A 25,874-nucleotide genomic window follows, 5' to 3' on the forward strand; every position below is an offset into this window, starting at 1 on the left:
TTGCTTATAATAATTTCTTACTCTATTATAAGTTATCGAAATAATATAACTGAAATTATACATCATCCCGGTTCTCTTCTATATTAAGTTCCAAAGTATCCAGATTTAAGGCTACGAGTTTACCTAACCCTGGGGGCCAGGTATACACGCAGCCCCCATCAATGTTTATAACGGAATGCGCGGGTGGGCCGACGCGCGCTTTAATTTCAAAATCCATGGTAGGGGTATGTCCGTGCACGATCCGGCGGCCTTGAGTAAACTTTTCTTTCACTATAAAATTCCGGATCCAGATCATGGACTCGAAATCGGCAAACGGATTAGCTACCTTAAAATTAAAGCCCGCGTGCACCAGCAAATAATCCGGTAACTCTTTGTAGTATTCTAAATTTTTTAAAAAATTCCAATATACGCTCGGGATGTCGGATACTTGTTTCGCATTAAAGCTTTGCAAAGCAGCCTGTCCGCCATTACGCAGCCAGGCAGATAAGTACTGCGCATTTTCGGGAGCCTGCAACAGCATGGCTTCGTGGTTGCCCATTAAGGTAGTTACCCGAAAGCCTTTAGAACGCAACTCCAAGATAAAATCAATCACGCCTTTCGAATCTGGTCCCCGATCAATATAATCCCCCAGAAGAAAAAGCTGATCCGTGGGTTTTATTTGCAACCGTTCTTCTACCAGGTACCGGAAAGTTTTAGCACACCCATGAATATCAGAAATAGCAAATCGACTCAAAATTTTAAAAATTTTCTTTTTAAGTAAATGTTTCAGTCCAAAGATAATATAGCTTAACCTTTTAAATCAGGTTTTGAATAAATTGCTCCATTTGGCTGCGCTGAGCTGCATTAGGTAAACGTCCGTAGCCGGCTTGCATGTTGTCGGTTAAGTGTTTAACTTTAGAAGTAGCCGGAATAACGCAGGTAATGGCCGGATGGCCCAAAATATATTTCAAGAAAAACTGTCCCCAACTCGCGCAATCAAATTCCCGAGCCCAATCGGGCAACGGTTTATTTTTTACAGCACTAAACAAACTGCCGCTTTCAAAAGGCCGGTTTACAATTACGGCAATGTTTTTATCCTGGGCTAAAGGTAACAACCGGTTGGCAGCCTGGCGGGTAGCTATGTTGTAGTTTAATTGCACAAAGTCGATGGGCTCCGATTGCATTATTTTCTCTAGCTTATCAAAGGCGCTAACCGTATAGTGCGTTATGCCAATATAACGGATACGTTTGGCCTCTTTCCAGGCACGCAGGGTTTTTAAATGCGTTTGCCAATCTACCAGGTTATGAATTTGCATTAAATCCATGGGGTTGCTGCGCATTTCCTGCATCGAAGTTTCCATTTGCGTAATGCCTGCTTCCCGGCCCTGAATCCATACTTTGGTGGCCATAAACAGCTTAGAAGCTACTTTTAATTCCGCGGCCAAGTCGCCCACCACTACTTCTGACTCCCCGTACATCGGCGACGAATCAATTAACTTGCCGCCCATTTGCACAAACTGCTGCAGCACTTCTTTTAAAGGTGCCCGTACCGTAGCCGACGGACTTACATCAAAGGTTTGCCAAGTACCCAAACCCACAACAGGCAATTCTTCGCCGGAGGCTGGTATTTTGCGCAGGAGCATGGTGGTAGGCGCGGCTGTACTCTCCAGGGCGCCGGGCAAAAAAGCCGATGCCCCGGCTGCTGCAATAAGTTTAGTGGCTTCCCGCCGCGTGTAGCTATTGTTGATCCCAGTAGCGTCTTCCATTTTTTAAAATATTCTGTTTTAAAACAACAATTCCAGTGTACGTAGTTTTTAGATAGCTGGCTAAATTGATGTACTAGGATTACTGTCGGTTAAAAATTAAAAGTCTGGTATATTTTATGCCTAATCTTACCCACAAGAGACAACTACGAACAAACAACTTTTAGATGGAAAACTTAGGTGAAAGAATATTTTGCGAAAGAAAAGATCACTTTTTGCTCTTTAAAATCAAATCTTCCCCTTTTTCAATAGTTATATATATAGTTTTAGCTTGTTTCATGTTATACGTGAAATTATATTGGTTACTTATTATAACTATACTTTTATCTTTTGTTGATTATTATTCCTATGAAAAAATTGAACTTGATGGGGTAAAAAATCAATTGAGTAAAAGTTCAAGCCTTCTTCTGGGTAAGCCCCGTAAACAACTAATCATACCTTTTGACGAAACTTCATTTGTAATTAGTTCTAAATATTCCTTTGATGGAGAAGCTGCAGTTAAAGATGTTTACGCCATTGATGTTCTCTATAAAGGTGTAAAAGCTTTTGAATTTTATAGAACCAGCGATTTAGAGTTAATAGATAAGATATCTAAAAAACTTAATACAATTCAAAGTCTTAAATGGGAGAATTGTATATAACTATAGTAAGGCATGAAATAAATCTTCAAAAGAGTACTCATGTGGCATAATGGTTTTTGCTGATTTAAATAGATATATAGAATTGCAAGTAAAATAGCTTTTTTATTCAAAAATATAGATGGATCTAAAAGCGTGCTTTGAAAATATCTAAAGAATTTTTTAATTTATTTTGCTTATAGAAAAATTACTTTATATTTGTTGCAAACGATTTAAACAAGAAACAATGTTTTACGCCGCGGTTCTGAACATGATTAACCAAAACTGGAAGCTGTGCCAACAGGTTCGGGGCGTTTGTTGATATTTTTTTCTTAGCAAAACAAAAAACCCGAACAGATAATGTTCGGGTTTTTTGTTTTATAACCGTATACCAATAAAAAAATGAGTTCGCAAGTGTATGCCCCCAGTAGTGCTCCAGTTATGGCTAACAAAAAATTATCGGGACACGACCTGCTGAAATTAGGTTTTCCCGCCGGCAGAACCATTAGTCTGGCTATTAGCCTGATGCAGAAACATTACGGCCACCTCACTCCCACGGCCCAGCTGGACGTATTGAAACAAGCCCTGGCTGCTCCGGACACATTTGTGAAAGACACCGTAATGGGCGAATTAATTGCGGCCTTAGCGAAACCGCATGCGCCTACTGGCGAGGTAAACCTGCACGAACAACCCAAACCCTACGCTGTATTCGGCGAGAATTTAATTGAAGCAGATGCCAAAGAACAAATGGATTTGGCCATGCGCTTGCCCGTAACCGTTAGTGGCGCCCTGATGCCCGATACCCATAAAGGCCACGGTTTACCTATTGGCGGGGTACTGGCTACCAGCGGCGTGGTAATTCCGTACGCCGTTGGCATGGACATTGCCTGCCGCATGCACTTCACCTTATACGAGGTACCCGCCAGTGTACTGGAACAAAAAAAACCGCAACTCAAACAAGTATTACTCGATCAAACACGCTTTGGTGTAAATACCGGATTTGAGAAACCGCAGGATCACGCCGTTTTTGACCGACCAGAGTTTAATCAAATTAAAATTTTGCAGCAGTTACAAATGCGGGCTGCCTATCAATTGGGTAGCTCCGGCACGGGCAACCATTTTGTGGAATACGGCAAAGTAACCCTCACCTCCGAAGCGAATGCTTTTAACTTACCAGCCGGCGAGTACGTGGGTATTTTATCGCATTCGGGGGCCCGTAGCTTAGGTAAAAACATTGCAGCTCATTATACCCAAATTGCCATGGATACCTGCCGCTTACCCGTTGAAGCTAAGTATTTAGCTTGGTTAGATTTGAAATCGCAAGCAGGCCAGGAGTATTGGCAAGCTATGCAAATTGCCAACGATTACGCCCGGGCTTGCCACGAGCAAATTCATGAGCGACTGAGCGCCTGGTTCGGCGAAAAACCGGTAGCCTGCGTAGATAGTCCGCATAATTTTGCCTGGCGGGAACAATATCAGGGCCAGGAAGTTATTGTGCATCGCAAAGGAGCTGCTCAAGCTACGGCTGGCACCTACAACGTTATCCCAGGATCGATGACCCAACCCGGCTACCTGGTACGCGGCTTAGGCAATACGGCTGCCCTGGATTCTTCTTCGCACGGGGCTGGCCGGGCTTTATCGGCAAAAAAAGCGGCGCAGGTGCTTTACCAAACCGAGATGAATGGCCTGGTGAAAGCATTCGGGGTAGAATTAATTGGAAGCAGCTTGCAAGAGTCGCCGTTGGCTTATAAAAACATGCACTACGTAATGGATAGCCAATTACAGCAAGTAGAAATTCTGGGAACCTTCACGCCTCGTATTGTACGGATGGATCGGTAATAACCGCATCAGATTACAAAACAGACCGGAGCAAACCTGTATTACCATTATTGAAATTAATTATTTTATAAGCTCCAACTTCTGTTTGTTTTAATTTTATGAAGCTTGCTCCGAACACTGAAAAGGATAGTTATTAATTTAATAATATTTCCATCGAAAAACGGCCTAGAATTATTAAATTTTAAATTTTTTTAGATTTAACTAAATTTTTTTCGGGCAAGTAGCAAAATAATTATTTTTTTACCTAAAATTGAGTTTCCATATATAACACGGTGGTAACGTTGCCGTTTTATAAATACAATGTAAAATAGTAATTTTAACGGGCGGTGGCATTTAGCAGCCGTTTTAAATATATGAAAATTGTTACCTTAACTATAAATCCGGCTTTAGATAAAAGCACCAACGTTGAAAAGTTTGAGCCGGAGCATAAATTACGCTGCGCTGCGCCCGTGTTTGAACCGGGCGGGGGCGGCATAAACGTAACCCGCGCCATCCGCAACTTAGGCGGCGATTCTCTGGCCTATTATTTATCAGGGGGAGCTACCGGTCAGGTGCTGCAACAACTCTTGGACGACGAAGGCATTACCCACATGCCTATTCCGTCGGTAAAATGGACACGCGAAAATTTTTCGGTTACCGAAACTAGCACCGATAAACAATACCGTTTTGGTATGCCAGGTTCTATTATTCCGGAATACGAATGGCAATACAGCTTGATTAAACTAGAAAAAACCGTTCCGAAACCCGAGTACATTGTAGCCAGCGGTTCTTTGCCGCGCGGCGTACCTAACGATTTTTACGCCCGGGTAGCTACTATTGCAAAGAAAATTGGCGCTAAGTTAATCCTGGACACTTCCGGCGACGCTTTAAAGCAAGCAGCTGGTATTGGCGTGTATTTATTAAAACCAAACCTGAACGAGCTGGCTATGTTGGCCGGGAAAGAAGAGATTCAGGATAGTGAAATTGAACAGTTCGGCAAACAACTGCTGGCTAACGGTATGTGCGAAGTGTTGGTAGTTTCGATGGGTGGCCAAGGCGCCATGCTGATAACCCGCGACCAGGTAGAACATGTTCCGGCCCCCAAGGTTAAAGCCCGCAGCACCGTAGGCGCCGGCGACAGCATGGTAGCCGGTTTGGTTTACAAATTATCGTTGGGTTGGTCTTTAAGCGATTCGGTGAAGTACGGAGTTGCCGCGGGTGCCGCTGCCGTTATGTCGCCGGGCTCCGAACTTTGCCGCCGCGACGATGTAGAAGATTTATACAAATGGATTAAAGCGCAGAACTTAGTGGATACTAACGTGTAGCTAATCTTATATATGCATGCAAAAAGGCCGGAGAACATCCGGCCTTTTTTATTTTAGAGTAAACCCATTCCAGAGAATTAGATAAACCAATATTTAAGCAACTCCAAAAGTCAAAATTTTTTAAAATTTAACTTTCTGCGCGTGCCACCAAAGGGCGTATGCGATACGCCCCAACCTAGTACGGGCGTATCGCATACGCCCTTTTCGCATCCCCCTTTATCAATTACTAACCAGCCGCGTTTACATCAATAAACTCCAATACTTCGCCAATATGCCAAATACAAATAAAAATCCATACTGGAAGCTATCGACCTGCTGCCAACTTAAAGCAAAGAACAACTTTAATCTGCCAGTATAATAGAGGTATGCCCGTAATATAATCAATTAATTATCAAATATTTAAAATTTATATTAAGCCTGAAACTTTGGTTAAACAAAATTTTTAAAATAACAGCATCTAAAAAGAACAATTTATATTTTTGCATTGTATTCGCTTAAGAAAATACCGGCTGCACGCTGTGGAATTTTAAGATTTTAAGCATCTTTAAAAAGCAGGAATGTAAATTTTAATGATGTGGCACAACTAGTTAAAGAAATAACTAAATTAGTCGGTAGTTAATTTTCTTGCCTTGTACTGTACCCGGATTAATTAAATTTTTTATATTAGAATTGTTAAAGTAGCTGTACTATTTAAAATGCACGATTTTCACTCCCATATTTTAATTCCTATTATTAGCCTGGGGTTAATAATATTTCTGACGTGCGTTAATTTGCGTTACTTTTTAGCTAACCGAAAGCAGTATAAAAATATGAAGAAGGAAAAAGACCGGTTAGCCTTGAACCTTAAAAAACTAGCTACCCTGGAATTGCCATCCGATTCATTAAAAAAACCAGATACCGCCCCAAAACAAAAGCTGCAGTTGCTGAAAAAAGAAGCTTTAACCAAAGAAATTCTGTTTCAACATTGGCCCAGCGATAATTAAAATTTCTACGCAGTACCATTACCTTTATTTCAGCTTAAAGTTAAGCGGTGTGCTGTTTTATAATGTAGGCTGGGCTATGGTTGCCCGCTCCTGGTATTAAGCAATTTTTTAAAATTTTTAATTTTAAGGCTGTTAATTTCCTGAATAATTTGCCGGCAAATAGTACGCGTTCTATTTATATTTTTTCGTAAAGATTGCTGCTATTTTTTTACTTTGTAAAGCGGTATTAGACTAAGCACTAACTGTGCAGCATTCTAAAATGCAGGTTATTTGTGGGCGATTCCAAAGTAAAAGTAACTAAACAGCTTCGGCGATCCGGCGTATTCTTTGCGTAATTTCTCAAATTTAAACCCAGCGCCCGCTACAATCTTTTCGATGTTCCGGTCCAGGTGGCAGCCATCAAAAAGGGTTTTCTGAACCGGATTTAACCGATGTTGCCATTTCTGCACTTTTACTTCCGGACTTAAACCGTGCTCTACAAACAAAAAACGTCCTTCGGGCTTCAGTATACGTTTAATTTCGCTTAATGCTTGGGCTACGTCCGGAATGCTGCACAAGGTCCAGGTACTCACAACGGTATCAAAAGTGTTATCGGCAAAAGGCAATTGTTCGGCGCTGAGGGTATGTTGCTTTACCTGGATAGCAGATTGGGCAATATTTTTCTGCGCTAAAGGCTGCATGCCAGCGTTACTATCTACTGTGTCAATCTGTTTTATGTGCTCGGGATAAAAAGGCAAATTAAGCCCCGAACCAAAGCCTATTTCCAGTACTTTACCCTGCGCGTGCTTCAGGAGCTCGGCCCGGTAAGCCGGAAATTCTTTAGCCGACATAAAAAAGTTCATTACCCGGGGTGTAATTACCTGCGCGTAAAATCCCATACCACTAAATGTTAAATCAAGTTAAATCGTTTTCCTAAAACTACGGAGCCAGTCTAAACCACTCTCCCTATCCGTAAAAAGCCGCGTGGGATTTTTAGGCTTGTTCACCATAATGTAAAAGTTGGCCATCATTTTCAGCATCGGCGACGACACAATCATGGCGCTGGCCAAAACCAATTGGTTTCCTTCGTTGGCCATGTAGTCGCGGGCTTCTTTGGTAGTATGTTTTACTTGGGTTATGTCGAATAAACAAGGATACGCTATATTTTTAAAAAAATTTAACCGATCCTGTACCGTAGCAACCGCAATGTCCAAGTCTAACGTCTCTAGTGGTTTAAAAGTAGCCTGATAAATTCCTTCCCGGACAAACATAGTTACGTAAGGCGTTTCAAGAAAGGAATCTTTATCAGAATTTGGGAAAGTGGACATGCTATTAAAAAAATACAACTATTAACCATAAATATATCAACTGGATCAACTAAGGAAGGAGCGCGAAAATTGTACAACAAAACACTAAGTAGGAAATAAAACTTTACAAAACCTTAACCTGTGATCGATTAAATTTTAGTGTACAATGCAACCCCCTTTCAATAAAATTGTTATCCGTTGATTTAAAAATTCATAAAACTATATTGAGTAAATCTAACATCATCTAAAAAAAAGAAGTCCAGTATCAGCCGTGCCAATAATGGTAAGTTCCACCATAAAATTTTTAAAAATCCGTTCGACTCCGATATATATCAATAATTCTATTTATAAATTACAGCAGCCTATTAATTACTTTTATTTTGTTGTTGTAAATTTAAAATAAACTATTGTAAAAATATTTATTAAAACGCTACAAAAGTACTTACGAAATATTTAATAATTTAGATATTTCGGCGTAAGGTTTGCTTGTTAGTTTTTTTATTATCGGCTTTGGCTGTAAAAGCCAGAAGTACCGAAAAGAACTAGTTTTTCAGGAATTGTTGTGTTTTCGGTTTGCTCCCAATACAATCGCCCCAACTTAGAGCTACAAAGCTCATATCCTCCCTTTTAACTTATGAAACCATGTTAATCAAAAATTTACATAACTAAAATTCACACAAACTGCTGCTTGAGTAATGTTATAAAATATAATAATATTCCTAAAAGTATTGAACAATTAAAAAAAAAAAAGAATTATCGCTATCTGGGGAATGTTCCTGAGCTTTAAACTGTCTAACAAAAAATTATATTGCATCACTTGGCTTAGTTGCAGCATCTAGCTTTTTATATGAAGAAATTAATACTTGCTATTTTATTACTGCCTACCTTCCTGCACGCCCAAAACAGAACCGTAGATAGCCTATTAACTTTATTAAATTCAAATCTTGGTAAAGCAGATTTAGTAAGTTTAAATTGCCAACTTAGCCGGCAGTACCAATTTTCTGATATTAAAAAAGCTAAAAATTACGCGCAAGCTGCCGTAGACTTGGCGTCTAAGTTTCGTTTAACCAACAAAGAGGCCGAAGCTTTAACGCTCCTGGGGCACGCGCATTTGGTGTTAGGCGAGTTTGATCAGGCGTTAGCCTGCCATTTTAAATCTTTGAAACTAGCTGAACAAGCTCACGATACCACCGTTATTGTGGCATCTTATAATGCTTTAGGGGGCATGTACCACAAAGTTAAAGATTCTAAAAGTGCTTTTTTGTATATCCGGAAAGCCGGAAATCTGGCCCGGCGGGTAAACGATACTTTGGGCTTGAGCAAGGTTTACAATAATCTGGGCAACCTTTACGAAGAAGAAAAAAAGTACAATCAGGCTTTTTCTTACTTCGCAAAAGCAGCTAGTATGCAACGGCTACTCGGTCGCAACCGCAACTTAGCCATAAGTTTGCACAACATGGGCCACGTGCACATTTATCTCCCGCACCCCGAAAAAGGCCTCCCCTATTTGTTTGAGTCGCTGGAAATAAATCAAACTATCCAGAACAATATGCTGCGGTCGGGCACTTTGGGCAGTATTTCTCAAGTATACGCGTTACTGGGCGATCAAAAGAAAGCCATGCAATTTGCGCATCAGAGCTACGAATGGGCAGTAAAAACTGAGTCGAGCAAAAAAATAAACGAAGCAGCTAAACTCCTGCAAAAATTATACGCCGGGCAAAAAGATTATGCCAAAGCTTACCATTACCTCGAAATAGTAAATCAACAAGAAAATAAGCTCGACCTGGAGCACCAAAAATTAAAAGCCGCCGAAATAACAGCCGAACACGAAAGAGCCTTGCACGAACTTCAGCAAAAAAGATTTGCTGCCGAGCAGGAAAATCAAGCCTTAAAAATTCGGAAGCAAAATGAATCGCTGGTTTTAAGTGCGGTGGTGGTTTGTTTGTTAACGGTACTTTTATTGGTTGTTTACCGTAGCCGCCAAGGTTTTAAGCTTACCTCCCTGCAACTAACCGCGGCCAATAACCGCATGCAAGTGCAAAACAAAGAAATAGAAAAACAACGCACCGAGTTGTACTCCCAGTCGCAAACTTTACAAAAGCAAAACCACTTATTAGAAAATCACAACGGCTTTAAAAACCGCATTTTCACGATTATTTCGCACGATTTAAAAACGCCTTTTAACTCCTTAAAAGGAGTACTGGCTCTTTTAAAAACCAAAGAAATGTCGCGCAACGACCTGGAAATGTTGTTTAATTTACTGGGCAAAGAAATGGAGCAATCCTTGGAAATGCTGCAAAGTTTATTGGTATGGTCTAAGGCGCAATTAGCTGGTTCTCATATTGTGTTAAAACCCGTTAACATTCAACAGTTGGCGACAGAAAACTTGCAACTGGTAGAATCGCGGGCAGAAGAAAAAGGCATAACCTTACGGAATGAGATTTCTGAAAGTACCGAAATTTTAACCGATCAGGAACGTTTGAATTTCACCATCCGGAACCTGGTTCAAAATGCTATCAAGTTTACTTCGGCAGGAGGCCAGATTTCTATCCGCACCGAAGAACAGGAAGACCGGATGTGCATTTTGGTGAGTGACACGGGCAAGGGAATAAAACCCGAAAATTTAAACCGCTTATTTAAAGAAGACCGTTTTACCACCGTGGGTACCCGCAACGAAAAAGGCACGGGCTTAGGTTTGATGCTTTGCAAAGAATTACTCGAAAGTATTAACGCAAGCATTACGGTCGAAAGCCAGATTGGGGCCGGAAGTACTTTCCGGGTATTTCTGCCTAAATCCAACTTAGCCGCTTTACAATGGAGAAGTATGCCCGAATTAAATTTAAATTAAGTTATCTTCTCGACTAGAAACTTAATGCTACATCCGGCTAAAAACCGGCACATATTCCACCGGTTCAGAATAAAATACTGATATAGAACGATAGCTATTAAAAGGCTACACCATAAGAAAGCATTTTTAATTCGGACAGGCTTCGCTACCCGCGAAAGTAACAAACCGGCAAAGAAAGGATACATGGTACGAGTTAACCCGATGCGCACCTGTTCCAGATTCAGGGTCCAGCCACCACTTACGTTGCCATTGGTAATAGCCAGGTGAGCCAGGCCAATAGTCGCAATGCTTACTAAGATACTTAATGCTGTATTAGACAATTTTCTGATCCCGATGGCATAAAGAATGTTGGCGATGTATTCCAAAAACAAGGACCATTCCACGCTATTCAAAGGGTGCATCTCTTCCTAGCCACGTATATCCAGTGATGATGGCACAGGCAAGATCGTATAGCCAATTAGCAATACCAGCAGCATCTTCCGGAATGGTATGAATAAGCGGCCAGATGGCAGAATCTGTAAAATTAAACCCGATTGCACCGAGGGTCTTCCCAAAACCACCATGGGTTGCAGTGGTTCGATGCGGTGTTTAAGAAAACTGCTTACGGTCATTTTGGGCCAGCAATCGTCGTAGGCATAGCCGATCACAAAGCCGGATAAAAAAAAGAAAAAGTCGACGGGCAGGTACCCATGATTAACAAGATTATCTAAATAGCTGGTAGCTAGCGGTTCAGCCAAACTGGAATGTGACAACGATAATGGCTGCAACCCCACATAAGCCATCCAGAATGGGATAATGCGGCTTAGTAGTCAGCTTTATATTGCTCATTAAAAAACAGAATATTCAAACTATAAATTAAAACTAACGCAAAATATAAAAAAATGCATTGCCGCACCTTTGGGCAAAGCTAAACCGTAAATCTATAAAAATATTTGTTTCACTAATAAAATAAGGATTGTTTGATTCTGGTTGCGTACAAAAAATAACCTGAATTTTTTCATGCTTTATTTACAGCGCAGGATAATAAATTTTTAAAAAATTTTAATTACACGTAAAAGCTTTACCAGGCTTTCAAGTAAAAAACATTTTTAACAGATTATTTAAAAGGTATTTGGATGAAGATGCTAAACTGGAACACACTATTACTGCTGCAGCTTATAAATATGAGCCAGAAGCGCTACATAGTGCTCCCCTAAACCAGAAATACAGCAGAGCACAAGATTAACCAGAAAAATTTCATAAGATTTATCAATTATTTATAGATTGTACTTTACTTACTTTAAAAACAAATATCAGATAGTAAATTTTATGAAAGCTTTTATCCATAATATCCCTGAACCACCTTCTTTTTTAAGTGATAAAATAGAATTAAGAGGCAACGTTTATGATGATGCGGGGCAATTGTATAAATCAGATGAGCTGATTGCCACTTTAACCAATAATACTGAAAATTGGCATTGGCATGTACATATCCCTAACGGTAAGCTGGGCTCCATCAATAAAGGAGAGTGCCCTACCTACCATGAAGCTTTCAATGAAGTAAATGCCTATTTAGATCAAGCTACGTTTTAAGATTAAAGATAGTACAGAAAGGTAAATTAGGGATATAGCTCTGTTTACCTTTCATTAAAAATATTCCTGACCAACCCGAAAGATAAATACCGGCCAAAAAAAAAGCGTAAGCAATCTAGTCTTGCTATTAAACTCGTCTAAAGGTTTAAATTTTAAAACAACCAGATATACTAGCGTTAATTAGGCTATATCAGAGGTAAAAGCGCCCTGGCCAGTTGTATAACTAATTCCTGTTCCGCGTACATTGCTTTCAGCCATCAATTCCTTTCTAAATATTTAAACTGTTTAAATGCGGTTGCATCCATTCCATTGCAAAGCTGTAGGTATTGTAAAAAGCAGTTTAGTAACACATACTATGCTCTCAGAAACTTAAGATCAATATCTTATTAATAAAAGCTATAAACAGTCACCAATCTTATTAAATATGCCAAGGTTATAAAGAGAAAATTAATCTTAACCTTTTTTCTTTTATTTCTAGCGAAATAGCTGGTATTTTGGCTTTTCAGGCTACTAACATCAATACTTTTTACTCTCAGACTTCTACCTAGCAACAGGCTAATGGCAGATGTAACAAGAGTATTGAGCTAGAGCCGAGCTTTACTCCTGTATTATACTAGAATTACATAACATGCAATTGATAAACGCCCCGTTTCCCGACTTTATAAAGAACTTTGAGCAAACGCTAAAACACCTATTTCATACGAAAGAAGATATCAACCAGCTCAGCCTTAATAGGGGTTTGCCCCCTGCTATTATGAGCGAGATTATGGCTCAGCTACCTTTATCTGTAGCCATTCCCCAATCGTATGGTGGCCGGGGCAGTATCGTAAAAGAATGTTTAGGAATTTTAGCTGCCGCCTCTTACGAGTCCCTGCCACTTTCACTTATATTCGGCATTAACATCGCGCTTTTTCTGGAGCCAGTTTCGAAGTACGCAGAGGAAACGGTGAAAAAAGAAATCTTTGACCGGTTTCTTCACGCACAGAATATGGGCGGGCTTATGATCACCGAACCTAATTACGGCAGTGATGCATTGAACATGAAAACGGTGAATAGACCCAGTGAAGCAGGTTATAAAATAAAAGGCCAAAAGCATTGGCAGGGCCTTACAGGTATGGCCGATTACTGGTTAATTGCCTGTCGGAAAGAAAGCAGCCCGGGAGAACTCAGCCGGGACATTGATTTTTTTATTTGTGATGCGTCGCAGGAGAAACAACGAATCATCGTAGAGGAGTACTATGATAACTTAGGGCTTTACATGATCCCTTATGGTTTAAACCAATTAGATGTAGAGGTTCCGGCCTACTTTAAGTTACAGCCTAAAACTACCGGCATCAAAATGATGTTGGATATCTTACATCGCAGCCGCATGCAATTCCCCGGCATGGGCATGGGCTTTATCCAACGCATGATGGAAGAAGCTATAGCACATTGCCAAACCCGAATTGTAGGAACGGCTAATCTATTAGCTCTGGATCAGGTGCAGTTTCAATTAACCCGTATCCAAGCTGCTTTTACTATCTGTTCGGCCATGTGCGCCCGCAGCAGTGAAATCAGCGGGGTGAATCACGACTTAGCAACCGAAGGTCTGGAAGCAAACAGTATGAAGGCGGTAGTAACCGATTTAATGCAGGAGTCATCTCAAATCTTAGTTCAATTATCTGGAGCGAATGGTTACCGCATCCGGCATATTGGCGGACGGGGAATTATAGACAGCCGGCCATTCCAGATTTTTGAAGGCTCCAACGAAATGCTTTACAGTCAGATAGCCGAGATAATTACCCGCTTAATGAAAAAGCAGAAGCAAAGGCAAGTATTTGCTTTTCTGAAAGATTTTGAGCTTACCGCGGCAGCTTGCCTGCCGGTTAAACAAGAACTTAGTTTTTCTCTTCCCGAATCTTTGCCGCAACGCAAAATGGTAGATCTAGGTAAAATTCTGGGTCGGGTTGTTGCCCTGGGCTACGTATTGCAGTTAGAGGAAAAGGGGTTCCAAAAAGATTTGATCGCTAATTGTATTATTGCGGTTAGGCAAGAAATAGCTGGTTTAGTATCTGGTTTTAACGCAGATAATACAACTACAGTAGTGACTGATTTAACAGCAAAAAGTTTCTGGTTGAATTTAGCTGATTAAAATGGCAAATTAAATTTAGTTGAACCGAGAGATTGGGAAATAACAATTAGGATCAAACTGCAGTATTGTTATGCAACCTTATAAAGCTATTTTTTAAAAAATATTGTCGAATAAAACGTGCAGCAAGTAATTATATAGTTTTACCAGGAAGCAAATAATGGCGCTACCACTATTGTAGCGCCAAAGCTTGAATTTGTACCAATTTCGAATAAATACCTCGGCTGTTGCTGTTCTTACTCCTGAATATTATCGTAGTTATACGTTAAATTATCAATCCTGAACTTGTTACCATGGCTTGGCTGCATGCGACAAATTTAATACATTGTTTCCCTATTCTCACCCAAACCTTGATTAATGAAAAATAAATTCTATTCTGCAGTAGTGCTTCTTTTGTTGGTATGGGGTTGTTCTGACAATTCCGCTTCCCAAGAAAAGGCTATTTCTGAAAGCCAGCAGCCAGTTAAGGCCAGCGAGATAGATGAAGCCAAAACTAAGCAGGTGTTGGATCACCATTGGCAAGCTTTTATCCAGAACAATATGGAGGAAGTGATGGCAGATTATACCGAAGAATCTGTTTTGATTACGCCCGATAGAACTTATAAAGAATTAGAGGAAATTCGGGAAAATTTTAAAAATGCCTACCAAACATTTGCCCAGGAACGTACTACCTTTAAATTAAACAAGTCTGTTATAGTTAGAGATATTGGCTATATTCTTTGGCAAGCAAAAACACCCACCCTTGACCTGACTTACGCCTCCGATACCTTCATTATCCAAAACGGAAAAATCATTAGCCAGACATACGCCGGCGTTGCTCATGCGCTCAAAGAGTAATAAACAACTTCCAGATAAAGAAATATATGTTAAACACATAAAACTCTTCGAAGAAGTTATTTTTCTTATAACTCGTCTCAGGAATGAAGATTAAGCTTTAATTGGAAAGAAGCTTATTTTAAATACCCATTCTGAAAAAAGACCTACTACCAGAACTTTTTCAGAATGGGTATTATCTATTCCATCTTTTCATAAGATGGCTAATCAACACCTTTTTGGACTAGACAAACTAAAACTAAGAAGCCAAATACCATCTTTATTAGTATTAAGCTTTTCTTTCTCAGCAAACGAAATCTAAGTTTACTTTCGCAGCATCACTTTCTGCGTGTTTTGCCCCGTAGGGGTTTGCAGTTGCAACAAGTACATGCCCGCTTCTTGCTCTCTAGTGTGCCATTCTACCTGATAAGTTTGCTTAGCTTGAGCTTCTGCTTGGAACAGCGTGGTTACTGGTTTGCCTAGTCCATCGAGTATTCTGATAACAACCTTTTGCATGTCTGGTAAGGAAAAGGTAATGGTTAGTTTCTCTTGGAACGGGTTTGGGTAAGCTAGGAATGTCTGGCTCACCACAATGGAAGTTTCTGCCGCTGTAGCTGTTCTGGGAGCTATTAACGAATTGAGCGAAGCATAAGTTTTTACCAGCCAATAGTCGGAACTCCCCCAAGTAGATTGGGATACGTCGCCGCTTGCCGGTGAATCTGACTTGCCACCTAAAAGCAAACCACCATCCCGGGTTTGGGTAACGGTACGCAGATCTTCCGTGCGGCTGCCGCCAAACCGTTTATCGTACACTTTGCGACCTTGCTCATCTACCTCCACGATCCAGTAATCACTGCTGCCTTGGCTGTGCTGGGTTTTATCCTCACTTGCACCCGAGTAAGAACTACCCGCTAGTACGTAATGTCCTTCCATGGTGTAAGTGCTGGCACGAAGTATATCGTCCTGGCTGCCGCCAAAGGTTTTATCCCACAGCTTTGTGCCATTCTGATCCAGCGTTACTAACCAGTAATCTTTGCCGCCTTTGCTGGCCTTGCTTTTATCAGAGCTTTTACCTGAACTGCTGGTGCCCGCTATAAATACATTTTCGCCCTGGCTAAGTCCCACTGAATAGGCTTCATCTTCACCGCTGCCGCCCAAGGTTTTCTCCCAAAGAAGGTTACCCTCTTTATCGGTTTTTCTATCCAATAATCTTTACCGCCCTTACTGGCCTGGCTTTTATCCCCTGTATTACCTGATAAGGTAGTTCCGGCTAGTAAAAAACCGTGATCTTTAGTTTCTGTAAAGCTGCCTAATACTTCGTCTTGGTTACCCCTATAGCGTTTATCCCAGAGTTTTGTACCATTTTTTGAAATTTTTACTAACCAATAATCGGTTCCTCCCCGGTTGTTCTGCGATTTGTCATCACCAGCCGGGGAGTTACTGGAACCAGCCAGCACGTACTCACCAGTAGATAATTGTACTACTTTATTAAGTTCATCGTAGCCAATGCCGCCATATACTTTATCCCAAAGCAGGTTACCATCTTTATTGGTTTTTATAATTCAATAATCGCGGTTTCCTTTACTGCCTTGCGACTTATCCTTACCTTTATCCGAAAGAGAAGAACCAGCTAATAGGTAGCCGCCATCCTTCGTTTGCAACACGCGGTTGAGGTAATCATCACCCGTTCCGCCGAAACGTTGGTACCATTGCCTCTGGCCATCTTTATCAATCTTTATAATCCAGTAGTCGTTTTTACCCCGGCTTAGTTGGTTATCATTGCCAAATAATGAATTAGTGTACCCACCAATCAGATAACCACAATCGGCTGTTTTAATGGCGGTAGTTAGGTTATCTTGCTTTTCCCCTACGTAGGATATATCCCAATCTAAAGCATGAGGCTGCCGTTCCCATTTTATTTTTGTAATCTTAAAATTTAAAAAACTGCCAGCTATGATTAGATTATTATTGGGTAAGGCAATTAAATTGGCCGCATTATAATCTCCTTCAATCGGGCTATCCCACATTTTCTTGCCGGCCTCATCTATTTCGGCCACCCAGGCGCTATTTCTCCGAGAACCCCAACCAATCAGGAAATAACCGCCATTAATCCCCGTAACCATGTCAAATAAGCCAGTAACTTCCCCTTGGTCGTTATACTTGGTTGTCCAAATTTCTTTACCCGAGGTATTTACTTTCGTAACCACAATGCCTTGATCATAATGACCAGCTACCAAATACCCGCCATCTGGAGTATTAAGTAAGGCTCCTAAATTGTTTTGAAATACAGGCCCTACCAGTTTATCCCATTGCCGTTGACCGGTAGCTGTTATTTTTACAACCCAAAAGCCGGAGCAGTTGGGGTTATCACAAGTACCATTCACCTCATCGGAATAGTTTCTACCACCGTAGCCACCCAATAAATACCCGCCATCCGGCGTTACTAGCATTTCCCTTAAATTATCTCGTGAGTCGCCTCCATAAGCCTTGTCCCAGAGTTTAGTGCCCTGTTCATCTATCTTAACTACCCAAAAATCCATGGGGCCAAATTCATCTTCTATTGTTTCGTGCAAGTCTTCGCTTTTATCGCCGCTTTTATTTGAATTAGAATCACCACCTAATATATAGCCTCCATCCGGCGCAACGGCTATTGCCGTTAAAATATCGTATTTACTGCCACCGTAGATTTTATCCCACAGCTTATTTCCTTGAGCATCTATTTTAATAATCCAGAAATCACAGGAACCTTTGCTAGCTTCACTTTTATCACCGCTCTTATCCGAACTGGAATAACCACCCAGTAAGTATCCGCCATCCGGTGTAGCTACAATGTCTGCCACGCCATCAGAACTATTGCCCCCATAAGATTTATCCCATTGTTTATTCCCCTGCCCATCGAGCTTCATAATCCAGATGTCGTAACTACCTTGGGATGCTTCGGTTTTATCACCGCCTTTGCCTGCCTCCGTATAACCACTTAGTAAAAAACCACCATCAACAGTTTTAATTGTTTTCGTTTCATTTACCTGATGAAGAGGGTTCCCGTAAGTTTTTTCCCAGATCTTTGTTTGAGCCGTTACCGGATTGAGTTTAGAATGCTAACTAGAATTAAGGACAAGCTGTATTTTTCCTTTATTCCTCGCCAGAAAAGTGATAAAATTTGTTGCATAAAGTATGGTTTATAAGCTAGTAAGTAAGAACTACAAACCTATAAATAAGTTGTATAAAACAGCTCAATGTAGCAGCTTAAAGCATTGTCCACAATACCTAAATCTAGGTATATTTATTAAAAAAGGCAGAACTCAATAGGCTAATAACATCTTGATGAGAGGTAACAAAATTAATTTTAAAGTATCTACTAATTTAAAATATGTAATTACTGCAGTAAATTTTTAAATTATTCTTATATAACCTTCCAACTTCCTCACCAATTTATGACAATACCTTTATCTGCGAAAATTACGGAGCCTCTGATTAAGACTAAAAAGCATTGGTTGATCATTCTTTGCTTTTTGATGATTGTAAATATAGGCTCATCAACTATAATGTTTGGGCAAACTATTCAGTGGCAAACAGGTATTTCAGGTAACAGTGAGCGGCCAAATACAATGATAGGAACGCAAGATGGCGGTTATCTCATTGCAAGTCTAAATAATTCAATAATTCAATTTATTAAACTTGATAAAGAGGGCAAAGTAACACTAAAAAGATCTATAGTAAGTAGTGGTTCTTTGGAAGCAATAGTAGCCACGCAAGATGGCGGCTATCTAGTTGGAGGAAATTTAAAAAGTGATTACTGGGTAATGAAAATAGATAAAAATTGGAGCAAAGTATGGGAAAAAAGTTATGGAGGGAATAGCACGGAAAATCTTGTATCTTTAATAGGAAATCAAGATGGGAGCTTTTTGTTAGGAGGTACTTCTTATTCAAATAAGGGTAAATCTAAAACTCAAGATTTAAAAGGCTTATCTGATTTTTGGTTGGTTAAAATAGATGGAAGTGGGGCAAAGATCTGGGATAAATCTTTTGGAGGTGTAAAAACCTGGGCAATCGATTATGTAGGAGGTGAATATGATGGTGATTGGTCCGCAGATACCATTCTTACAGGAAATTCCTATTTAGGGGGTATAGCCTCTACTCCAGAAGGCGGCTATATTTTGGGAGGTAGTACAAACTCCTTTGCAGGAGGAGATAATACATCTGGCGATAGTGTGAATCAAGATTTTCCACAATGGGATGCATGGGATCAATGGATCATTAAGATTGATAATGACGGGAAGCAGATTTGGGATAAAACAGAACACACCAATAGTTATATACCTCCATTTAAGTCAATAATATCGACCTTAGATGGGTGTTTTCTAATAACAAGAACGAATTATGATCTTTATGATGGCTGTGGTGGTTACCAGCGTTATAATACAATAAGTAAAGTTAATGGTTTAGGAATAAACTTATGGGAAAGTAATTTTAATGAGTATACTTCCATATTTCCAACTAAAGACGGAGGATACTTAGTGGGCTATTCACCTTATTTTAACGGCAAAGCACCTGCTGACGATTATAATTACTATGATGAATGCTACCAAGATGTAAGTGAAAATGATTTCTGGATACTAAAACTTGATGCAAATGGATTCGAGGTTTGGAAGAAAATAATTGGTGGTAATGATCAAGAATATTTAACTAATATATTCCCGACTTATGATGGCAACTACTTATTGGCAGGTTTTTCCAATTCAGGTATAAGCGGCGATAAGACCATAGACTTTGAAGGAACTGAGGATTTTTGGCTTGTAAAATTAAAAGAAGACAATCCGTTCGCCGCTAACTGGAACTTACGTTATGGTGGTTGGAACGACGAAAACTTTACTACCATTCTCAAAACCACTGATGGGGGTTACTTATCTGGAGGATATTCCAATTCTAGTTATACAGGAGATAAATGGAGTGGTAGTCAAGGTAAAAATGATTATTGGATTGTAAAGAGTGATAAAGATGGTAAGCTACAGTGGGAACAGACATATGGCGGTTCTAACGACGATTACTTAAATCGAGTCATTCAAACGCTTGATGGTGGGTACTTACTTGCGGGATCTTCCTTATCAGGATTGGGAGGAGATAAAAGACAAGGTAGCCGAGGTGACCGAGATTACTGGATTGTAAAAATAGATAGCAAAGGAAATATAGAATGGGATAAGCGTTTTGGCGGCAAAGGGTATGACGAACTCAAGAAAGTAATTCAGCTTTCCACCGGTGAATACATTTTGGCCGGGTACAGTCTTTCTCCTGCTGGAGGTGATAAAAGCCAAAGCAGTCAAGGAGGCGCTGACTTCTGGTTAGTAAAAATAAGTAAGACGGGTACTAAAATCTGGGATAAACGTTACGGCGGGAGTTTAAATGATTTATTAAGCGGCATTGTAGAAACCGCAGATGGTGGTTATTTACTCAGTGGCACCTCTTTATCAGGTAAAAGTGGCGACAAGAGTCAAGGAAGTCGGGGCGGGAGTGATTTCTGGATCGTCCGGGTAGATAAGAACGGTAAGAAGCTTTGGGATAAGACTTACGGAGGCAGTGGCCAGGATGAAGCTTTTTCTTCGGGCAGGAATGGCAATGATTTTTTTATTGCAGGCCAAAGTGATTCTCCGGCTGGCGCGGACAAAACCAGGGGCAGTCAAGGAGGGAAAGACTTTTGGTTGCTTAAACTTACCAGTACCGGAGCCAAGGTGTGGGACAAGCGTTTTGGGGGCAGTAAAGATGACGAGTTAAAAGCCAGTATTCTAACCAAAGATGGCAGCTATATTTTGGCCGGTAAATCATTCTCCGATAAAAGTGGAAATAAAAGCCAGAACAGCCAGGGAAGTAGCGATTACTGGATTGTGAAGGCCGATAAAGATGGCATGTACCAGTGGGATAAACGTTTTGGAGGAAGTGGAACCGAGGATCTGCGGGCGGTAACACAAACCGCAGACGGGGGCTTACTCTTGGCCGGAAAATCGGATTCGGGTGTGAGTGGTGATCGTACGCAGCCCAGCCAAGGCGGCACAGATTTTTGGCTGGTGAAAGTAGCTCCGGAAATTAAATCGATTGTTGCTGCCAGGGAAGCAGTAGAAGTAGAAGAGCCAGCTATAAGAACCAGCCAAGTAAATTTAATTGCCTACCCCAATCCATTCTCAGATAAAGTTACTATAACACTCACGTTACCACAAGCACAACCGGCAACCATAACAATGTACGATAGTCAAGGCAGAAAAGTAGCTAATTTATTTCAAGGGGAAGTTCAAGCCAACCAGGAGAGTAAAGTAGAATGGCAAGCAGGCAGCAATGCAGAAGGCTTGTATATTCTACAATTGCAAACACCTACCCAACGACACTCACAGAAATTAATAATATTAAAATAAAAAACAATTTACAGTTGCTAAAGCCGGTGGAACAACAACTTTCTATCGGCTTTTTTATTGGTATTTATAGTATTATAGTGCCACTTCTACCATTATTCCAAAGGTTAAACAACTAGGTCAGATAGGTCTACCATCCTCAATTAAGGATTCAGGCAAGCGTCGTTTCTAAAATGAAGAAAGATTGTATTTGTATGCACACAAAAAAGCCACTTACAATTTTTACCTTGTAAATGGCTAATTAACAAGTGATCCCGTTTGGATTCGAACCAAAGACCTACTGCTTAGAAGGCAGTTGCTCTATCCAGCTGAGCTACGAGACCGGTATAAAAAAATTACGAATTACAAATTAGAATTAACAATCTCCCAATGATGAAGCTTTATAATTCATAATCCATAATTCGTAAAATTTAAAGTCGGGGTGGCAGGATTCGAACCTACGACCTCCACATCCCAAATGTGGCGCGATACCGGGCTACGCTACACCCCGAACTAAACTTTGCTTTTGTTAGAAATACTAGCAGGTAGTGTTTCTCTCAATCGCGGTGCAAACTTAAAGCTTTTTTTGAAATTAAAAGCATTATTTCAAAAAAAATTTGCGGAGTAAGGGGGATTCGAACCCCCGGTACCCTTTAGAGGTACGGCAGTTTAGCAAACTGCTGGTTTCAGCCACTCACCCATCACTCCGGCTCTTCGTTTAAGAGAATGCAAATATACCAGAATAATTCTGACAAAAACAAAACTCATCTAAAAACTACTAAAAAAATTTTCAACAAAAATCCGGTCTTTCATACACCCGTTTTTAAATAAATCAGGCTGAATGATTTACAAAAAATTCAAGTTTAAAAAGCCGGTAACTTTAATGACTAATTTCTACATTTTTCAAAGCAATGTGTACCTTTGGCAACAATTTGCCTGTTTTTTATCCGTTATTAGGCTTTTGTAAGTAACCCTAGAACCGGTTATTTTTTAATTAACCATATACGTTAAGCAGTTTCTGATGAACCCGGCATGAATTGGTATCAATCGTTAACCACTCTGGAAATTATAACGGGCTTACTGTTTTTAATTTTATACCTGGGTTATATTTTTAAAATTCATCGTTTAGCCGCTCACTTTAAGCAAAAGGCCGATCTGGCGTGGGTAAAATTTGGCTTTCGGGCGGTCTATTTTTTATTGATTATTATTGCCATTCTGGGCCCTTCGTTTGGCGCCATGAAAAAAGAGATTAAAACGATTGGGAAAGATATCTTTATTCTGGTTGATGTAACCGCCTCTATGAACGCCCGCGATGTGCCCCCATCGCGGTTAGAAAAAGTAAAGTTTGAACTCCGGCAATTAATTCAAAAGTTTAACTCCGACCGGATTGGCTTGATTATTTTCTCCGACGAAGCATTTGTGCAATGTCCGTTAACGTACGACCAGAGCGCTTTGCTTTTATTTATTCAAACTTTAAAAACAGATATTTTGCCGCGGGCCGGCGCTAATTATGCGCCGGCCTTGCAACTGGCCCTCGAAAAATTTAAAAATAATAAAGACTCCCAATTACCAGAAAAACGGGCCGAACTCATTTTACTTATCAGCGACGGCGAAGATTTTAGTACAAATTTAATCGCGGTTTACCGGCAGTTAAATCAGGAAAATATCCGGGTGATAAGTTTGGGCGTAGGTTCAGAAAACGGCGGCCCCATTCCCCTGAATAAAGGGTTTGTTACAGATGCAAAAGGCAAACGGGTAATCAGTAAATTAAATCCCGAACGTTTAGCCGAAATAGCCGGTAATACCAATGGACAGTATTTCGAAATTGGGGCCCGTACATCTGAAATTCCCCGTCTTATTAGTGCTATTAACGCCATTGAGGGCGAAAGGCAAGAAACCCGGATTGTAGATGTGCAGGCCAATAAATACTATTATCCCTTATTTCTGGCCTTTATCTTTATTTTACTCGATATTATCGTTACATTCAACGTTATCCGGATATGAAGATAGTAGTTGCATTTGCCATTATTATAGCTTTTTTAAGCCAAACGCTTACCAAAGTTACCCGGGTTAACCAATTTTTAAAAGAAGCCCAGGCAGCCTACAAACAAAAAGACTACACCACCGCTATTTATCTTTTTAAATACCTGAGTGACTCTTTGCAGGTGCGCGAACGGGAAGTTAAAATTAATCTGGGACATGCTTATTTTCAACGGAATAATCAGGAGCAGGCTTCCAGGTTTTACCAGCCTTTGCTCGCTAAATCTACGCCAAGGGTTGCCTCGCTGCTCCATTTGCAGTTAGGCGTAATAACAGCTTCTAAAAATAAAACCCAGGCGCTGGATTATTTTAAAAAAGCATTGATTTTAAATCCGCAGAACGAAGAAGCCCGCTACAATTACGAATTTTTAAAAAAATATCTGAAACAGCACCCCGAAGCAGATGAGCCTGCCTTACCCCCACCTGCCCCAGAAAAACAAAAGCCCCAGGATATAAAACCGGAGCAAGCCAAGCAAACTGGCCAAAAAGAAGATGCCCAGGGAAAAACGCAGGCAGAAGTACCGGATTTTAATAACTCTGATCCGGAAAATTCGCCTCAACCTGGTTCCGGTAAAAACCCGGAAACGGATGCTGCTAATGGTAGCAGAAGCGACTTATCAAACAAAGCATCGGCAAACCAGCAAAAAAAAGATAGTAGCGGTAATCTACCAGGGAATCAGCGCGGGGTTTCCGGAGGAAATAACCCGGATAATAATCGAAACCAGATAAACAGCGGGCAAAATGCAGAAAACCAGGAAAACAATGCCGGCCAAACTACCTTTGATCATTTAAAAGAAGTTGGCATTACACCCGAGAAAGCCCGGATGCTTCTGGAAGCCATGCGCGAAGCCGAAGTACAATATTTGCAACAGATTCCCAGAAAACACACCCCCAAGAAAGATTCCGGGAACCCTGATTGGTAAAAAACTTTTGCATAACTCGTACTTGCTGCATTAGATTACATCGTTTATTATTAAAACGCAGGTTTATGACCTTAAAAGAAGTATACGTAGTAGCCGCCGTCCGGACACCGATTGGTTCTTTTGGTGGCAGTTTAGCCGCTTTATCGGCTACCCAGTTAGGTGCCGCTGCCATTAAAGGTGCTTTGGCCAAAGCCGGAGTCAATCCGCAAGCGGTGCAGGAAGTAATTATGGGTAACGTGCTATCGGCCAATTTGGGTCAGGCGCCAGCCCGGCAGGCTGCGTTGTACGCAGGTTTAGGTTACGAAGTTGAATGCACCACCGTAAACAAAGTATGCGCCTCGGGTTCTAAAGCCATTATGTTTGCGGCTCAGGCGATTATGCTGGGGCATAAAGAGGTAATAGTGGCCGGTGGCATGGAAAGCATGAGCAACGTACCTTATTACCTGGATAAAGTACGTTTTGGCACCAAACTGGGCCACGGCCAAATGACCGATGGTTTGCTAAAGGACGGGCTCTGGGATGTGTACAACGATTTTCATATGGGCAACGCCGCTGAGCACACCGCTCGCGAAATGGGCATAACCCGCCAGATGCAAGACGAATTTGCGATAGAATCGTATCGCCGGTCGGCCGCTGCCGCCGAAGCCGGACAGTTACAGGACGAGATAATACCTGTAGAAATTCCGCAACAGGGCAAAGATCCTTTGGTGGTAAACACAGATGAGGAATATACCAAAGTAAACTTCGATAAAATTGCCAGCTTAAAACCGGTGTTCGACAAAGAAGGCACTATTACGGCGGCTAATGCCTCTACATTAAACGACGGCGCCGCGGCAGTGGTGCTAATGAGCAAAGAAAAAGCTGAAGAATTAGGCGTAAAACCCATTGCCCGGATTTTGGGCTTTGCCGATGCCGAACAAGAACCCAAATGGTTTACTACTTCGCCGGCCCTGGCCATACCGAAAGCTTTAAAGGTAGCTGGCATTACTCCGGAAAAAGTTGACTTTTACGAGATCAACGAAGCTTTTGCCGTAGTTTCAATTGCAAATAACCAAAAGTTAAATTTAAAAAACAGCAACGTAAATGTTTTTGGGGGAGCGGTTTCGCTGGGTCACCCTTTGGGAGCTTCCGGCGCCCGGATTGTAACTACTTTATTGAATGTACTAGACAAGAAAAACGGGAAGATAGGCGTAACCGGTATTTGCAATGGCGGTGGCGGCGCGTCGGCTATTGTTCTGGAGAAACTATACCTTTAATCAGTAGCCGGGGTTAAAAATATCGCCCAGAAACAAATTTTTTTCAAAATTTACATTTTAGGTTAGGCAAGCTTTAATTCAGGCTGGGGAATTTTTCCGTTAAACAAACTTCAAAGCAAACCTGTAAACTTGCTATTAACAAAGCT

General features: G+C 40.8%; 20 protein-coding genes and 3 tRNA genes. 12 read left to right on the forward strand and 11 right to left on the reverse strand.

Features of this window, described 5'->3' with window-relative positions; translation table 11 throughout:
• Positions 1-55: 55 nt before the first annotated feature.
• Positions 56-733 (reverse strand): metallophosphoesterase family protein, encoded by a 678-nt coding sequence (locus tag HUW51_RS22815; RefSeq protein ID WP_185271899.1) that lies wholly within the window; start codon positions 731-733, stop codon positions 56-58.
• Positions 734-794: 61 nt separating this feature from the next.
• Entirely contained in the window at positions 795-1,745 is a 951-nt protein-coding gene (locus tag HUW51_RS22820; RefSeq protein ID WP_228466845.1) for an aldo/keto reductase, read from the reverse strand.
• Between the two features lie 164 nt (positions 1,746-1,909).
• Between HUW51_RS22820 and HUW51_RS22825 the strand changes: the two genes are divergently transcribed.
• The 4 genes from HUW51_RS22825 (at position 1,910) to HUW51_RS22840 (ending at position 6,485) form a co-directional block, all read left to right on the forward strand.
• Positions 1,910-2,383 carry a hypothetical protein gene (locus HUW51_RS22825; protein ID WP_185271900.1) on the forward strand — a complete coding sequence of 158 codons (474 nt, stop codon included), beginning with the start codon at positions 1,910-1,912 and terminating at the stop codon, positions 2,381-2,383.
• 378 nt (positions 2,384-2,761) lie between these two features.
• Entirely contained in the window at positions 2,762-4,198 is a 1,437-nt protein-coding gene (locus tag HUW51_RS22830) for an RtcB family protein (protein ID WP_228466847.1), read from the forward strand.
• A 353-nt stretch (positions 4,199-4,551) separates the two neighbouring features.
• Complete coding sequence (locus HUW51_RS22835; RefSeq protein WP_185271901.1) at positions 4,552-5,502, forward strand: 1-phosphofructokinase family hexose kinase; 951 nt, start codon at positions 4,552-4,554, stop codon at positions 5,500-5,502.
• Between the two features lie 809 nt (positions 5,503-6,311).
• Positions 6,312-6,485 carry a hypothetical protein gene (locus HUW51_RS22840; protein ID WP_185271902.1) on the forward strand — a complete coding sequence of 58 codons (174 nt, stop codon included), beginning with the start codon at positions 6,312-6,314 and terminating at the stop codon, positions 6,483-6,485.
• Positions 6,486-6,751: 266 nt separating this feature from the next.
• On the opposite strand, the gene HUW51_RS22845 is transcribed toward HUW51_RS22840, so the two are convergent.
• Together HUW51_RS22845 and HUW51_RS22850 are read right to left on the reverse strand one after the other, a co-directional pair.
• Positions 6,752-7,363: a class I SAM-dependent methyltransferase gene (locus HUW51_RS22845; RefSeq protein ID WP_185271903.1), complete on the reverse strand. Its 612-nt coding sequence runs from the start codon at positions 7,361-7,363 to the stop codon at positions 6,752-6,754.
• A 21-nt stretch (positions 7,364-7,384) separates the two neighbouring features.
• A complete protein-coding gene (locus HUW51_RS22850) occupies positions 7,385-7,792 on the reverse strand; it encodes a DUF7793 family protein (protein ID WP_185271904.1) in 408 nt (135 codons plus the stop codon).
• A gap of 826 nt (positions 7,793-8,618) precedes the next feature.
• On the opposite strand from HUW51_RS22850, the gene HUW51_RS22855 reads away from it, so the two are divergent.
• Complete coding sequence (locus HUW51_RS22855; protein ID WP_185271905.1) at positions 8,619-10,619, forward strand: ATP-binding protein; 2,001 nt, start codon at positions 8,619-8,621, stop codon at positions 10,617-10,619.
• Here HUW51_RS22855 and HUW51_RS24670 read toward each other — a convergent pair.
• Together HUW51_RS24670 and HUW51_RS24675 are read right to left on the reverse strand one after the other, a co-directional pair.
• Positions 10,616-11,020, reverse strand: coding sequence for a hypothetical protein (locus HUW51_RS24670; protein ID WP_228466849.1), 405 nt, complete (start codon positions 11,018-11,020; stop codon positions 10,616-10,618). The genes HUW51_RS22855 and HUW51_RS24670 overlap by 4 nt on opposite strands.
• A gap of 6 nt (positions 11,021-11,026) precedes the next feature.
• Complete coding sequence (locus HUW51_RS24675) at positions 11,027-11,356, reverse strand: hypothetical protein (RefSeq protein ID WP_228466851.1); 330 nt, start codon at positions 11,354-11,356, stop codon at positions 11,027-11,029.
• Positions 11,357-11,927: 571 nt separating this feature from the next.
• On the opposite strand from HUW51_RS24675, the gene HUW51_RS22865 reads away from it, so the two are divergent.
• From HUW51_RS22865 to HUW51_RS22875, 3 genes are all read left to right on the forward strand, one after another.
• On the forward strand, positions 11,928-12,191 hold the full coding sequence (locus HUW51_RS22865) for a hypothetical protein (RefSeq protein ID WP_185271906.1): 264 nt from the start codon (positions 11,928-11,930) through the stop codon (positions 12,189-12,191).
• 628 nt (positions 12,192-12,819) lie between these two features.
• On the forward strand, positions 12,820-14,322 hold the full coding sequence (locus HUW51_RS22870) for an acyl-CoA dehydrogenase family protein (protein WP_185271907.1): 1,503 nt from the start codon (positions 12,820-12,822) through the stop codon (positions 14,320-14,322).
• A gap of 354 nt (positions 14,323-14,676) precedes the next feature.
• A complete protein-coding gene (locus HUW51_RS22875; RefSeq protein WP_185271908.1) occupies positions 14,677-15,156 on the forward strand; it encodes a nuclear transport factor 2-like protein in 480 nt (159 codons plus the stop codon).
• 300 nt (positions 15,157-15,456) lie between these two features.
• Here the strand turns inward: HUW51_RS22875 and HUW51_RS22880 are convergent, their stop codons facing one another.
• Together HUW51_RS22880 and HUW51_RS22885 are read right to left on the reverse strand one after the other, a co-directional pair.
• A complete protein-coding gene (locus HUW51_RS22880) occupies positions 15,457-16,338 on the reverse strand; it encodes a T9SS type A sorting domain-containing protein (RefSeq protein WP_185271909.1) in 882 nt (293 codons plus the stop codon).
• A gap of 356 nt (positions 16,339-16,694) precedes the next feature.
• Positions 16,695-18,038 carry a hypothetical protein gene (locus HUW51_RS22885; protein WP_185271910.1) on the reverse strand — a complete coding sequence of 448 codons (1,344 nt, stop codon included), beginning with the start codon at positions 18,036-18,038 and terminating at the stop codon, positions 16,695-16,697.
• Positions 18,039-18,566: 528 nt separating this feature from the next.
• Between HUW51_RS22885 and HUW51_RS22890 the strand changes: the two genes are divergently transcribed.
• Positions 18,567-21,533, forward strand: coding sequence for a T9SS type A sorting domain-containing protein (locus tag HUW51_RS22890; protein ID WP_185271911.1), 2,967 nt, complete (start codon positions 18,567-18,569; stop codon positions 21,531-21,533).
• 246 nt (positions 21,534-21,779) lie between these two features.
• On the opposite strand, the gene HUW51_RS22895 is transcribed toward HUW51_RS22890, so the two are convergent.
• The 3 genes from HUW51_RS22895 to HUW51_RS22905 form a co-directional block, all read right to left on the reverse strand.
• Positions 21,780-21,853 (reverse strand) — tRNA-Arg (locus HUW51_RS22895).
• Between the two features lie 93 nt (positions 21,854-21,946).
• Positions 21,947-22,020: transfer RNA gene (locus tag HUW51_RS22900), tRNA-Pro, on the reverse strand.
• Positions 22,021-22,129: 109 nt separating this feature from the next.
• Positions 22,130-22,217, reverse strand: a tRNA-Ser gene (locus tag HUW51_RS22905).
• A gap of 324 nt (positions 22,218-22,541) precedes the next feature.
• Between HUW51_RS22905 and HUW51_RS22910 the strand changes: the two genes are divergently transcribed.
• The 3 genes from HUW51_RS22910 to HUW51_RS22920 all read left to right on the forward strand — a co-directional run bounded on the left by HUW51_RS22910 (position 22,542) and on the right by HUW51_RS22920 (position 25,728).
• Positions 22,542-23,513, forward strand: coding sequence for a vWA domain-containing protein (locus HUW51_RS22910; protein WP_185271912.1), 972 nt, complete (start codon positions 22,542-22,544; stop codon positions 23,511-23,513).
• Complete coding sequence (locus tag HUW51_RS22915) at positions 23,510-24,472, forward strand: tetratricopeptide repeat protein (protein WP_185271913.1); 963 nt, start codon at positions 23,510-23,512, stop codon at positions 24,470-24,472. The genes HUW51_RS22910 and HUW51_RS22915 overlap by 4 nt, the downstream gene beginning before the upstream one ends.
• A 65-nt stretch (positions 24,473-24,537) precedes the next feature.
• Positions 24,538-25,728, forward strand: a complete 1,191-nt coding sequence (locus tag HUW51_RS22920; protein ID WP_185271914.1) for an acetyl-CoA C-acyltransferase — start codon at positions 24,538-24,540, stop codon at positions 25,726-25,728.
• Positions 25,729-25,874: the final 146 nt, after the last annotated feature.

This window comes from Adhaeribacter swui (assembly GCF_014217805.1).
GTDB classification, from domain to species: Bacteria; Bacteroidota; Bacteroidia; order Cytophagales; family Hymenobacteraceae; genus Adhaeribacter; species Adhaeribacter swui.

Excerpts from the sequence above, each read along its gene's own strand:
- HUW51_RS22915 (WP_185271913.1), top strand. The coding sequence starts at position 23,510 with ATGAAGATAGTAGTTGCATTTGCCATTATTATAGCTTTTTTAAGCCAA.
- HUW51_RS22840 (WP_185271902.1), top strand. The coding sequence starts at position 6,312 with ATGAAGAAGGAAAAAGACCGGTTAGCCTTGAACCTTAAAAAACTAGCT.
- HUW51_RS22830 (WP_228466847.1), top strand. The coding sequence starts at position 2,762 with ATGAGTTCGCAAGTGTATGCCCCCAGTAGTGCTCCAGTTATGGCTAAC.
- HUW51_RS22920 (WP_185271914.1), top strand. The coding sequence starts at position 24,538 with ATGACCTTAAAAGAAGTATACGTAGTAGCCGCCGTCCGGACACCGATT.
- HUW51_RS22870 (WP_185271907.1), top strand. The coding sequence starts at position 12,820 with ATGCAATTGATAAACGCCCCGTTTCCCGACTTTATAAAGAACTTTGAG.
- HUW51_RS22845 (WP_185271903.1), bottom strand. The coding sequence starts at position 7,363 with ATGGGATTTTACGCGCAGGTAATTACACCCCGGGTAATGAACTTTTTT.
- HUW51_RS22825 (WP_185271900.1), top strand. The coding sequence starts at position 1,910 with ATGGAAAACTTAGGTGAAAGAATATTTTGCGAAAGAAAAGATCACTTT.
- HUW51_RS22865 (WP_185271906.1), top strand. The coding sequence starts at position 11,928 with ATGAAAGCTTTTATCCATAATATCCCTGAACCACCTTCTTTTTTAAGT.
- HUW51_RS22910 (WP_185271912.1), top strand. The coding sequence starts at position 22,542 with ATGAATTGGTATCAATCGTTAACCACTCTGGAAATTATAACGGGCTTA.
- HUW51_RS22820 (WP_228466845.1), bottom strand. The coding sequence starts at position 1,745 with ATGGAAGACGCTACTGGGATCAACAATAGCTACACGCGGCGGGAAGCC.
- HUW51_RS22855 (WP_185271905.1), top strand. The coding sequence starts at position 8,619 with ATGAAGAAATTAATACTTGCTATTTTATTACTGCCTACCTTCCTGCAC.
- HUW51_RS22850 (WP_185271904.1), bottom strand. The coding sequence starts at position 7,792 with ATGTCCACTTTCCCAAATTCTGATAAAGATTCCTTTCTTGAAACGCCT.
- HUW51_RS22885 (WP_185271910.1), bottom strand. The coding sequence starts at position 18,038 with ATGAAGCTCGATGGGCAGGGGAATAAACAATGGGATAAATCTTATGGG.
- HUW51_RS22890 (WP_185271911.1), top strand. The coding sequence starts at position 18,567 with ATGACAATACCTTTATCTGCGAAAATTACGGAGCCTCTGATTAAGACT.
- HUW51_RS22835 (WP_185271901.1), top strand. The coding sequence starts at position 4,552 with ATGAAAATTGTTACCTTAACTATAAATCCGGCTTTAGATAAAAGCACC.
- HUW51_RS22875 (WP_185271908.1), top strand. The coding sequence starts at position 14,677 with ATGAAAAATAAATTCTATTCTGCAGTAGTGCTTCTTTTGTTGGTATGG.
- HUW51_RS24670 (WP_228466849.1), bottom strand. The coding sequence starts at position 11,020 with ATGCACCCTTTGAATAGCGTGGAATGGTCCTTGTTTTTGGAATACATC.